Origin of the sequence: Echinicola salinicaeni, from assembly GCF_014280965.1 — a bacterium.
GTDB classification, from domain to species: Bacteria; Bacteroidota; Bacteroidia; order Cytophagales; family Cyclobacteriaceae; genus Echinicola; species Echinicola salinicaeni.
In genome coordinates, this window is sequence record NZ_JACODZ010000002.1 from 587,385 (window position 1) to 600,426 (window position 13,042).

The window sequence follows — 13,042 nt, forward strand, 5'->3', positions numbered from 1 at the left end:
CGGCTTTGACAAGGTCTTCGTGGATAAGGTTCTTCTTTACTGGAATTACAAATTCCCAGGATAGTAGGGTGGAGTGGCATACTCCATCCAGTCGGGGTACGAATCCATGCTTTCCTACTACCTCAAATCGCAACCTACAATCAAGTGAACCGCCGTATACAGCCTGTCCCGAACTTGATTCGGGAAGACCCGTACGTACGGTGGTGTGTGAGGCGCACTCCCGCTTGAGCGGGACAGGCTGTGGGCTTATAGCTCACGGCCGTCTACACGATTAGCAGTTCGGGCATTTTGTTAGTATAATCGTTGTAAAGTCTCTGTTTACAATGTCGCCTGTTTTACTTTTTACGGTTTCTGTCTGTGTGTCTGAACCGACCGTTTGAAATGGTGTTGTGTCAATAAGTTGATTTATTTTTTTGTTGTCGTATAGAGTAAAGCTGAATTGTGTAAACGGTAACTGTTCCATAAAATCTTGTTGAGCAAAGGTTATGTTCAGTATTCCGTTTGGTTTTAATACACGGAACAATTCAGCTAAAAGCAATTTTGGGTCCGTCCAAAAATAAATGGTATTTACCGTAAAAATTTTATCGAAATGATTATCCTCAAAAGGAATATTCTGTCCGTCATACATATAAAAAAGGGCTTGTTTGCCTTCAATGAAACGTTGATTTACTCGTTTCGCTTCATTGTTCATCAGTTCAGAAATTTCAAGTCCGTAATATGTCAGTTTGTTTTTCTGTTTGAGGACATAAGAAAGATGTTTGCAGTTGCCGTGTCCAAGTTCTAAAATATGGTCATTGTTGGATATGTCTAAACGGTCTATGGAATGAAACGTCATTTTAATATTGGTCTCATTCATCTTATCGGCAATTTCGATGCCTTTAAGTCCGTCTGGTTGCCTCAACTGTTCGGCTAATGTTTTTAATTCCTCATTATTCATTGTTGCGAATATTTTTGTATTTTACTTCAATAGTGCTGTCGTACCGTTTCAAATTTTCCAAAAATTCAGGAATGTTTTCTATGATTTGGTGTATATGCCTGACACCATTAGAAAAGTTATTCTGTATTACATAAAGGACTGTTTCAATGGCTATGTATGCAGTTGTTTTCCCTTCGCCTTTCCCCTCAAGGCTACATTCATAAATTTCGTTTGCTGTGTTTCCTGCTACGGCTTTTACAGCAAATTCATCGCTTCCTATTTTCATTTTTTTGAATAGGTAAATACAAATATTTTGAAATATTTTATAGTTGAATATTTTGGTTAAACCTGATTTTCTCAACAAAGCAACTAAAGAAGTCAGTATTGTAGAGTCAAAAGCCATTCTTGTCAATACTTGCTTTGTATTTATCGTTTTTGCGAGCGTGTGTTGGTCTGAAAAATTGAACGTGTAGAATTTTCGTTTCCCTGCAAGATTGCTCTTTTGGGGAAGAGTAAAACTCTTTATCGTTTTTGTTTTACCGCTATCATTAATGTTATATGACGAATGTATATTGTCAAAAGTCCAACGATATGCAGCATCTCCGTGTTTTTCCCCAATACCTAACAGTATAAAAATATCTATAACATTGGTTTCAGAAATCTGATTAGCACAATGCTGAGCCAAGAGATTGGTAATGCCCGGTGCAAGTCCTATACTCAAAGCAACTATTACGTTATTTGATTTTGCTTTCTCATCTAATAGTTCTATTTGGTCAATAAAAGGCTGATTAGCTGTGATGTCAATATAATGCACTCCTGTTGCTATACACAATTCTACAAATTTGGTATCTTTTTGGTCTATACACATAACGGCCAATTTTGTGTTTTCTAAAACGGCATTGTCAGTTTGATTATCTATATCTAAATGATATGGAATGACATTGTGGTCAAGTGTTTCGGACAAGATTTTTGCTTTTTCAAAACTTCGTCCTGCTACAATAATTTTTTTAGGATAAAGTTCGGCTAAATGTCTGCTTATGATACTGCCCACTTTGCCATAACCTCCTACAATAAGAATGTTGTCTTTCATTTCGTTATTCTAGTTGGTGCAAAATTGGCAAATCTATCAGTAACAGATGTTATGGAATTTTGGGAATTATTTATAAAATTTATAACTTTTCATTTGTCTGTGTTTAAAGTTTCATTGTTGTACGGTTGTTTGTCTTGCCTGACTGCTAACGAGCGTATAAACACATTACGTTTATATCTCCTATATCTTTATTTCAAAAAAGCCCTCCAATCGGAGGGCTTCCATAATTTATTGAATAGGGTTTAAACAACTTATATAATTTCTCAGCTTCTCTAATTTAAGAAATTTGAAAGTTTAAATCCACTAGAGGCTGTATGCTTTAAAATACTATTGGTCAATAACAAAATCTTACCCCATAATTGCCTCATTCACATTACCAATTCGTTTAACGGTCCGGCTATGCGCATTGTCCCTAAGGGCATTGCGTATAGGCTTTATTGACGTGTCATGTTTTTTCTTTAATAGGGTAACCATGATTCATCAAATTTATCTTCAGATTCAAATTCTCTGTTTGTCCCCCAATAAATTTCATTTTCATGGAAGAACAATAATGCCCATTCTAAACTTTCATCAAATACGGTTAGGTCGTCAGAACCACCATAGAAAAAAGAGTCCCAATATTTAACTAAAAATTTCCATTTAGTTTTCATAGAAGTTTCTCTGTCCCACGAGAGGAACACTGTCTTGTCAAATGGTAAGGCTCGGTGATAGAGCCATTTTTTAATTTCCTTTTCGTTTCCTTCCAAAATTCTGGCTTTATCAATAACTCTAAAAAAGTCCTTCTTAAAAGGTATTTGATTATGTAGAGTCGTCTTGCTTATGTAATTGTCTAGGAAGTGAGAAGCTTCTTTATCTAATGGTTTTAATTCATTCAAGTAATTATCTGGAAGCAAGTCATATTTTTCTTCTGTAAATCTCCATTTTAAAATGAAGCCATCCATTGGGATTATATGTTTATCTATCTCTTGAAAGTTCATTGTTCTTTTTACATGCACGCCACCGACTGTATATAGGCATTACCTTTATATCTCCTATATCTTTATTTCAAAAAAGCCCTCCAAACGAAGGGCTTCCATAATTTATTGTATAGGGTTTAAACAACTTATCACAAATTCTCAGCTTCTATAATTTAAGAAATTTGAAAGTTTAAATCCACTGTTTATACAAATTTGAATAGGTTCTTTTCTCTTTCTTATAACGTTAGAAATGTTTAAGTCCCCTAAGGTTGAGTGTTATTGTAATTATTTGTTTTTCAACAGATTGTCTGCGTCGGACGGACCTTCTGGCCATTTTAAGTCCATTACAAGCTCCTTTGGACTTACTTTAAGGGCCTTGCAAATCTTATACATGTTTTCAATGGAGGGTTGGGAATTATTTTTACACCATTTTGATACTGTGGTTTCAGAAACACCTACCAATTTTGCTAAATCCTTATTGTCTAGACCATGATCTGCTAGAAGACTAGCAATCCTATAAACCTTTTTTCCCATCATTAATTACTTCTGAATAAAAAATACAAAGCAAATATAATGATTGTAACTAACTGGTATTCAGTTGATTGTTTAACTAATGGTTTCATAAATTAAACTATTAATTAAATTAATTTGCTTATAAGTTAAATTTTTGTCACTTTTGAATAAATTAAACAAATAGATTAGGCCTTATGTTTTTGAAGGCTATCAATTAGCGTACTAAGCTCGGCATAGAAATCTGGTAAATTTCATTCCCTCGAGCTTAAGTGATGCGCCTACCTCTTATATTTGTACTATAAGGGTGGCGCTTACTTAATAATCTGCATGGGAATTTACATTTGTAAATGGGTTTACCAGAGCCTCTATGATGCGGATTAAAGTAAGTTGTCACCCTTTGGCATTTTACTTTTTCCAGATAAAAATATAAAATCTTATTTGTTCTTATGAGGAGCTAATCAAGGATTGAATAAACTTTAACTGTTTAAATTTTGTGAACAAACATGTCCGAATTTGATATTATATTTTCTCGTAAACCAAAAAATCCGATCTAACAGCATTTGGATGGAAGTATAGAGGATATGAATTCTGCGCACATATGCTCCATTCCAAATACCCAAAAACACCATCAAACCTATTTTAAAATGTATACATCGTACCGGGTACCTCATACCCCGTACTTTTCGACGATTCGGAGGCTGCATTCGCCTGGGGGACGCCCCTCGCGTCTGGTAGGGCAGCCTGGCCTGGGGCTTTATTAGCACCGGGATTTAATCAATTTCTTAATGAATGTAGAAAGAAGGAAGCTAAAAGTCGAAAGGCGAAGGCTGAAAGCTTTGGAGTACGTATTGGACGGGGAGATTTATATGCTCTAAGACGGTAATTTACCCCCACCTAACCTCCCCCTGAAAGGGGAGGGACCGATCTCCTTACCGAGATCGAAAAGCCCTCTTTCAGGAGGATTTAGGAGGTAATTACGAGAATAATTCATTCTCGGACCGTGATCCATAATACGGCCCTTGGAGCTGTTGGTTTTGTGGAGTTGATGGAGGGCGTTAAAAAAAGAAGTTAGCTAGCCCTCGGCTAGATCCACTTCTTTTTAGCCCGTAGACAGCGACACAAAATACCTTTGGGATTAACGCCATCTTCATCGTATGAATAAATGGCACAAAGGTAAAACAGCTCCACCGGCCTAGACCTTTTTGCTACTTTTTCCGGCAATGGGAAAAAGTAGGGGAATAAAAAGAGAAAGGGGAATTAAAGGCTTCGGAAGGCGGGATTGGTTCTACCGGCTCACCGGGATCGCAATGACGGATTCGAGGACGTTCTCGCCTCCGTACTCCAGTCTTTAATCTAGCATCTTGTGTCTAATATCTATTAAGACTTTAGACCAAGCATTCCAATATTTCTACAAAGACCTTTATAACTATGAAAGCGTTAACGAAAAACTGCTTCCTGGCATTTCTATGCCTTTTTGGAAGTGATTTATTTCCACAGACGAAAGTTGCTGACACCTTTACTGGAGGAGCGGTCGTGAGTAATGCCGCTCCTTCACAGCTAAGCGAACTGAAAGTAGGGGACCTGGTACCCGACCTGCTGATCGAAAATGTCCTCAACCATCCCGAAGGAAAAGTGCAGCTCTCCGATTACCGTGGCAAACTCCTGATCCTGGACTTCTGGGCCACCTGGTGTGCGCCTTGTATTGCGGGATTTTCTAAAGCCGATAAGCTGCAGAAGGAATTCCAAGACCGATTGGCCATTCTTCCAGTAACCTATCAGGAAAAGGAAAAAGTGGATAAGCTTTTTGAAAAGCTTTCCAGCCTCAAGGACATCCGTATGCCCATGGCCGTAGCCGATAATACCCTCAGAGGATTGTTCCCCCACAGGACCTTGCCGCATTATGTATGGATCGATAGGACAGGGGAGGTGGTGGCCATTACAGAAGCCGATAAGCTCACTGCCGATAATATCCGCAAGTACCTAGCGGGAGATTCCCTTGACCTCAAGCTGAAAGCAGACCGTTACACACCGCTTGAAAAATCAGCTTTCCTGATAGCGGAAAACACCCATATTCCTAGAAAACCCATGGTCTTTCAGTCCGCATTGACCGGATATATCCCAGGACTTATTTCGGAATATGCCTATTTCCCCAAGGACAAAAGGGGAAAGCGGGTCATCATGACCAATCAGCCTCGGATCAATTTTTTCCAGAAAGCCTATGCGGAGGGCAAGGTGGCCAAGGTATTCCATGGAAACCGTATTGAAATTCAGTCAAAGCAGGCCGATAAACTGACCACAGACCTCACCGGAACTGCTTATGAAGAATGGAGCAAAGCAAACGCCTTCTGCCTGGAATACATCGTTCCTTGGGAAGATGCCGAGAACTTTTGGGCCTATTTCCAGCAGGACCTTAAGCGATGGTTTCCGGAATTTGAAAGCAGCATAGTCCTCAGAGACAGAAAAGTCTATGCCTTGGTAAAACTGGACCCGGACAGGAACTATCAGTCGGAAGGAGGAGAAAAAATCTTTAAGATGGATGCTTTTGGAGCCACCCTGCACAATGCCTCCTTGTCCAAGTTCATTGCCCGTTTAAACTACCTCTTCTTGCAGTCCAGCCCTTTACCATTGGTGGACAAAACAGGTATAGATCATCCCGTGGACCTTGACCTAAATGTCTCATTGGGCGATATCGAGCAATTGAGAAAAGCCTTGGAGCAGCAAGGCTATGGATTAGTGGAGACCACCGAAGAAATTGAAATCCTGGTGATCCGTGATGCAAAAGACCATAACCCCATAAGCTATGAAAAATAATTTACTGTTATACTTTGCGCTGCTGTTTTTAGGAAGTAGCGCCTTGGCCCAGGAGGCTAGGCTGATGGGAAGCGTAAAAACTGGCGAGAACCTTCAGGCACTGCCTGGAGCACTGGTCCTCGTACAGGAAACCGGCAAGGGTACGGTCACTGATGAAAAAGGTTTTTTCCACTTTAACCTGGATACGGGGCATTACCATTTGGAAATAAGCTATTTGGGCTATTCGGCTAGGACCGTGGAGGTAACAGTTCCGGCTAGCGGTCCTATAGATATAGTCTTGTCAGGAGAAAGCTTGGCCATGGATGCCGTGGAGGTCGTATCCACAGGCTACCAGTCCATTCCAAAGGAAAGAGCCACTGGATCTTTTGCCCATATCGATAGGCAGCTTTTAAATAGAAAGGTAAGCCCTAATATTTTGGAGCGGTTAGAGGATATTACCCCGGGACTTATCTTCAATAGGGCAGGGCCTGGCGGTGATGATATCAGCATCAGGGGAAGAAATACCATCAATGCCGGCACACAACCCCTGATCGTGGTAGATGGTTTTCCCTATGATGGGGACATAGAAAACATCAACCCCAATGACGTCGAGAGCATCACTGTATTGAAGGATGCCGCTGCGGCTTCGATTTGGGGGGCCAGGGCTGGAAATGGAGTGATCGTCATCACCACCAAAAAGTCGGAATTTGGTGCCTCGCCAAACCTCTCCCTGAATGTAAACACCACTTGGGGCCAAAGACCCGATCCCAATTATGTACCATCCATGTCGGTCCCTGATTTTATAGAAATGGAAAAGGAGCTCTTTAGTAGAGGGTATTACGCCTCGGCCGAACGAAGCCGTAGCAAAGCACCCCTTACCCCGGTGGTCGAGTTGCTCATTGCAGCCAGGGATGGACTGATTTCTTCCGAAGAAGCAGAGCAACAGATAGCCACCTTAAAGGACTTCAGTTATAGGGAGGATCAGGAGCGATACCTCTACAGGGAAAGTGTACACAGACAATATGCACTCAGCCTGGACGGGGGAGGTGAAAATCAGCGGTACCTGCTCAGTTTGGGCTATGACCGGAACTTGGATAACTTAAGAGGAAGAGGCAATGACCGTTGGACACTAAATGCCAACCATACCTTTAAATTCCTGGAGGATAAGCTACAGATCAACTCATCCGCTTACTATACGGAATATGGGAGGGAAAACAATGGGGTTGACCCATCTGATGTGAGGATGTCCTCAAGCAGTATTATGTATCCCTATGCCCGCTTGGCAGATGAGAGGGGCAATCCTTTGCCCATTACCATGGATTACAGGAACGGTTTTAAAGACTCGGCCGAAGGGGAGGGGCTGCTCAATTGGGATTATATCCCTTTGGAAGAACAAAAATGGCAAGAGAAAACCAATCGGACCCAAGAGTATCGGGTGAATTTTAATGCACGGTACAGTTTGACCAATGCCCTAAAAGGGACCATTTACTATCAATACCTCCATAGAAATACCGTCAATAGGGAGTTTTACCACCAGAATGCCTATTATGCAAGGGACCTGATCAATACTTATACCCAAAAAGACGATCAGGGGAACTTGACCTACCCTGTCCCCATGGGCGGTATCCTGGACCTTGGAGATAGACGAAACGCTGTACATATGCTGAGGGGACAGCTATCCTATAATAACGTATGGAACCAAATGCACCGGTTGGATGCCATAGGGGGATGGGAGTTGAGGAACAGTACGACCGATAGTAACCTGGCCAGGTACTATGCTTATGATGATGAACTCGCCACCAACCAGCCTGTGGATTATAAAACCCGTTTCCCTCGCTATTATAATCCTTCTTCCTCCGGCTTGATCACTTTCAGAAATGGACTTTCAGGACGGGCAGACCGCTTTGTTTCCTATTATATGAATGCGGCCTATTCCTATGATGATAGAATTACCCTATCCCTGAGTGGGCGTAAGGACATGTCCAATTTGTTTGGTGTCAGGACCAATCAGAAAGGCGTGCCCCTTTGGTCAGCCGGAGCGGCTTGGACCATCAGTCAGGAAGGTTTTTATAAAATGGATGGCTTGCCTTATCTGAAATTAAGAGCGACTTTCGGTTATAACGGTAATATCGACCGCTCTTTGACTGCCTATACTACAGCCAGACGAACTGGAACAAGCTATTTTACAGGCTTGCCATATGCAGTGGTCCAGAATCCACCCAACCCGGAACTGAGATGGGAAAGGATTCGCATGGCTAATATTGGCTTGGACCTGGAAAACAAAAAAGGCTCCATTGCTGCTTCGGTAGAGTATTTTGTGAAATCTGGATTGGATCTGATCGGTACCACACCATTCGCCCCTTCCTCAGGCATTACCGAATTTACAGGAAATACCGCCAGTACCCGATCACAGGGAATGGACATTTCCTTAAACCTAATGCCTATCAGGACCAAACATTTCACTTGGAACCTGAATATACTTTCCAGTTTTATAAAGGAAAAAGTTACCCGATATGAAATGGAGGCGCCCATGATCAGTTATATCAGGGAAGGTTCCTTCCTGACGATACCCATGGAAGGTAGACCTTTATATGCCTTGTATACCTTCGAGTGGGCAGGATTGGACCCGGATACAGGAGCCCCAAGGGGATACTTGGATGATGAGCCAAGTACTGATTATAGGACCATCATAGGTAATATTACAGCTGAGAACATCAATTATAGCGGTCCGGTGAGGCCTACCGCTTTTGGGGCCATTCGGAATACCTTTTCATGGAGAAGGCTTGCTCTTTCTTTTAACCTTTCCTATAGGGCAGGGTACTACTTCAGACGGCCATCGGTAAACTATTCTGATGTATATACGGCCCAAGGTACCCATGGGGACTTCTATAAAAGGTGGCAGCTGCCGGGTGATGAGCAGCTGACCGAAGTCCCCTCCATGCCTGATTCCCGAGATGCCATAAGGGATATTTTCTATAACCTTTCTGAAGTATTGATAGAAAGGGGAGATCACCTGAGATTCCAGGATATTAGCTTCTCCTATACCTTGGATGAAAACAACTGGCTAAAAGCACCTTTTCAAAAGGTCGAATGCTATGCCTATATCAATAATCTTGGTGTGATCTGGAAGGCCACCGATAAGGTGTCCGATCCTGATTACCGGTCCCAAAAAGCCCTTCGAAGTGTTTCTCTGGGACTAAGGCTTGACTTTTAGTGGAAGTATTCAGGATGAAATAAGCACCTATCAAACCTATTAAAATCATTGTTAGGACAAAAACCAAACACCATGAACATAATCAGATATATCAATAAATTAATGTTTGTTTTAGTGGTCAGCCCGATGTTTAGCTGCGAATCCTTTCTCGACGAAAGACCGGATAAATCCTTGGTGGTCCCATCCACCTTGGAAGATTTTCAGACTCTCTTGGACAATGAGGTTGGCGTGATGAACCATGGCCCTGCCTTGGGACTCATTTCTTCTGACGAATATTATACCTCTTATCAGGGATGGCAGGGCTTCATTACCGCCATTGAGAGAAATGGATATATCTGGAAGAAAGAAATCTATGAGGGTTTTGGAGGAGCCGACTGGAAGGTCCCTTACGAAAGTGTGTTTTACAGTAATATTGTCCTGGAAGGACTCGAAAAAGTAACCATTAATGAAGAAAACCAGGCCTGGTGGAATAGGCTCAGGGGATCAGCGCTCTTTTATAGGTCCTTCGCCTTTTATGGCTTATTGGACATTTACGCACCGGTATATGATCCCAGTAGTGCAGCCACGGATTGGGGAATTCCTATTAGGCTTACTGCTGATGTCAATGCCCCCGTCTTTAGGGAATCTGTCGATAATGGTTATAGACAAATCATCGAGGATCTGGAAGAAGCCAGTAACCTGCTGCCTGAACGTCCGGATTATTTGACCAGACCATCGGCTACAGCTTGTGATGCATTATTGGCAAGGGTTTATTTGGTGATGGGGGATTATGAGCAAGCATTGCAAGCCGCTGAGAGGTCCCTAGGAAAGATGAATGACCTAATAGATTATAACCTCTTGGATGAAACAGCTGCCCGTCCCATTACAGGAGAGAATGTGGAAGTGATTTTCAGAAATCGTATGGTGTCATACAGTTTTGCCAATTCCCCATTGGTTTATGTAGATCCAAATATAATAGGGCTCTACCATGAAAATGATCTTAGGAAGGATATCTTTTTTGAAAAAAGGGGAGAAGGGAAGTATTCCTTTCGTGGAACTTATACCGGCGATCTGGGTCTGTTTTCAGGCTTGACCACTGCAGAACTCTTATTGGTAAAGGCAGAATGTGAAGTACGAGCTGGTAAAATTATTAAAGCAAATGAGGCATTAAACCAACTCTTGGAAAAACGATACAGGGAAGGAAGCTTCTTTCCTCTTGATATTCAGGAAGAAGATGACTTATTGGATCAGGTATTCGCAGAAAGAAGAAAAGAACTCGTATTCAGGGGAAGCAGGTGGACCGATCTGAGAAGGTTAAATAAAAGCGGGGACCTGTCCGAAACACTTACTAGGGAACTAGATGGTCAGGTCTATACCCTTCCACCAAATGATCCTCGCTATGTCCTTCCCATTCCTCCAGAGGAAATCAATGTAGCAGACATCCCCCAAAATCCCAGATAAGACCCAAATATGTAATAAGTAGAGATTATACCATGTTCAGGGGATAAAGACATAGCTCCGTCTGCCGTATTCATGTTTAATTTAAACCGGATTGATTATTAAAGGCGAATCTTGGTGGGCGGAGCTTAATTATAAGTAGCAAGTAACTAGATGATAGTAGCAAGAACTATAGAGAAAAGAATAAAGATGAAAGACTTGATTTCGGAGACGAGAACACCTATTCCTCCGTCATTGCGAACGAAGTGAAGTTTACCTGCCTCAGGTAGGCAATCTCCTCTTCGGAACACGGGATTGCATTACCAAAGGCTTCAAATCGATGTCATCCTGACAAAGGAAGAATCTCGTGCTGTTCCAAGTCTCTAGCAAAGAGGTGACTTGGAACTCAAATAAAAGGGAGCCTGCCTGGAGGCAGACAGGTCTCCAGACTCCCAAACTAAACGCTTTATAATCAAACAAACCAAATTACTAAATACAATGAAAATACAGCTTCGTCCACCAAATCAATCAATGTTCAATTTTAAACAAATATTAACCGGGTTACACATCAACAGGTGGGCGGAGCTTAATTTGAGTAGTAAGTAGCTAGATGATAGTAGCAAGAATTATAGAGAAAAGAATAAAGATGAAAGACTTGATTTCAGAGACGAGAACACCTATTCCTCCGTCATTGCGAACGAAGTGAAGTTTACCTGCCTCAGGTAGGCAATCTCACCTTCGAAATACGAGATTGCCGCAGTCTCCGCCAAGCCTGCCTGGCGTCAGACAGGGCGGATCCTTCGCAATGACGGGTACGATACGACCTCGCTACCGTCAACCAGTCTTAAATCTAACGTCTCAAATCTTAAATCTAATCAAAGTAACAAAGATCAAACAATCTCGCATCCATAAATCATCTAACTACTTGATACTAAGTACTAGCTACTATCAACGAGTCCCTTACCGCGTACTTTCTTCATATGTGATCATACATCATCTTAATAAACAGCGGGACATGTTTCCATAAGGGAAACCGGGACTCTTCTTTAGTAGAAAGAATAAAAATTAAAACGTCACTGCGATCAGCCAAGGTGGAGTGGCAGTCTCCTATCATGTTTACGTCATTGCCTGCCTTCCGGGAGACGGGCTTCTCAATTAGACATTTCGACAGGCCTGTCCTGAGCATAGTCGAAGGGCTCAATGGCCCCTTGCTCTCAAGACTTATATCTCTATTACTAAAAACCAATAAAACAAGGCTGTACCATAAGTGAATACTTCTTATTGCACAGCCTTGAAATTTGCTTACAAACCTACTTTAGTGGCCTATGGTAAAGCTTGGTAGGTACCTGAGACTTCATTGATCATATCGTCTTCAGTATTAGGATCATCATCCTCAAATTGGGCAGTACAAATACTCGTGGATGAATTACATTGATAATCCACATTGTGCTGTTCGCCCGTGATTTCATCCCAATCCCTTTCACCGGTAACTGGGTCCTCGCTTACTAACCGGAAGAGCTTTAGACTAGGATCATTCAGCTCCATAGGCTGTGTAAACGCAAATGCGGCAATGATTGCCAACAAAAATGCACCTCCTCTTAGGAGGTTCTTCATTGAATTTTTCATAATTTTAGTATTATAATGAATAATAAATTCCGGTCGTTTTGGTTTCGTGGACCTTCCGAGAGGGACGGCCGGATTTCTTCCCCCTGCCGATGCCAGGCAAGTACCCCGTACCTTCACTGGCCGTTATAATGTTTTGGTGTCGAATCGTTAATTGTCTAACTGGTTAATCGCTTAATCGGCTGTACTGTTGTATGTTGCTAGTCGGGATTTGCAATCCCGACTCACTTATTATGGGCATTTGCAATGCCCATACCCGATTCGATCTGGTTTAAGTCCCGACTGTTGTCCCGCCAGCTGAGCTGCGGGACCATATAAAAGTGAGTCTCCGACTCACCCAATTCATCTGTATTTGCAATGCCCCTTACGAATCCCTATTTTTTCTTAATTCCTAACCCCGCAGCCCAATTTCATCGCTAAGACTTTCTCAGTCCCATAGGGACGGCTCATACTGTTCCCCTCGGTTTCAACCATGGGGATATTCGTCCAACAAATCTCTTGCTAGTCGGGATTTGCAATCCCGA

The 13,042-nt window shown here is 42.0% G+C and carries 8 protein-coding genes; 3 read left to right on the plus strand and 5 right to left on the minus strand.

Annotated elements, in window-relative coordinates; genetic code table 11:
• Positions 1-271: 271 nt before the first annotated feature.
• From H7U17_RS05660 to H7U17_RS05675, 4 genes are all read right to left on the minus strand, one after another.
• Positions 272-937, minus strand: a complete 666-nt coding sequence (locus tag H7U17_RS05660) for a class I SAM-dependent methyltransferase (RefSeq protein WP_186755673.1) — start codon at positions 935-937, stop codon at positions 272-274.
• Positions 930-2,006 (minus strand): saccharopine dehydrogenase family protein, encoded by a 1,077-nt coding sequence (locus H7U17_RS05665; protein ID WP_186755674.1) that lies wholly within the window; start codon positions 2,004-2,006, stop codon positions 930-932. The genes H7U17_RS05660 and H7U17_RS05665 overlap by 8 nt, the downstream gene beginning before the upstream one ends.
• Before the next feature lie 458 nt (positions 2,007-2,464).
• Entirely contained in the window at positions 2,465-2,983 is a 519-nt protein-coding gene (locus H7U17_RS05670) for a DUF2947 family protein (RefSeq protein WP_186755675.1), read from the minus strand.
• A gap of 264 nt (positions 2,984-3,247) precedes the next feature.
• Complete coding sequence (locus tag H7U17_RS05675; RefSeq protein WP_186755676.1) at positions 3,248-3,499, minus strand: helix-turn-helix transcriptional regulator; 252 nt, start codon at positions 3,497-3,499, stop codon at positions 3,248-3,250.
• 1,404 nt (positions 3,500-4,903) lie between these two features.
• On the opposite strand from H7U17_RS05675, the gene H7U17_RS05680 reads away from it, so the two are divergent.
• The 3 genes from H7U17_RS05680 (at position 4,904) to H7U17_RS05690 (ending at position 10,919) form a co-directional block, all read left to right on the plus strand.
• Positions 4,904-6,286, plus strand: a complete 1,383-nt coding sequence (locus tag H7U17_RS05680; protein ID WP_186755677.1) for a TlpA family protein disulfide reductase — start codon at positions 4,904-4,906, stop codon at positions 6,284-6,286.
• Entirely contained in the window at positions 6,276-9,479 is a 3,204-nt protein-coding gene (locus tag H7U17_RS05685) for a SusC/RagA family TonB-linked outer membrane protein (RefSeq protein ID WP_186755678.1), read from the plus strand. Before H7U17_RS05680 ends, H7U17_RS05685 begins: the two co-directional genes overlap by 11 nt.
• A 72-nt stretch (positions 9,480-9,551) precedes the next feature.
• Entirely contained in the window at positions 9,552-10,919 is a 1,368-nt protein-coding gene (locus H7U17_RS05690; RefSeq protein WP_186755679.1) for a RagB/SusD family nutrient uptake outer membrane protein, read from the plus strand.
• Between the two features lie 1,299 nt (positions 10,920-12,218).
• Here H7U17_RS05690 and H7U17_RS05695 read toward each other — a convergent pair.
• Positions 12,219-12,521 (minus strand): DUF6520 family protein, encoded by a 303-nt coding sequence (locus tag H7U17_RS05695; RefSeq protein WP_222439143.1) that lies wholly within the window; start codon positions 12,519-12,521, stop codon positions 12,219-12,221.
• Between the last annotated feature and the right edge of the window lie 521 nt (positions 12,522-13,042).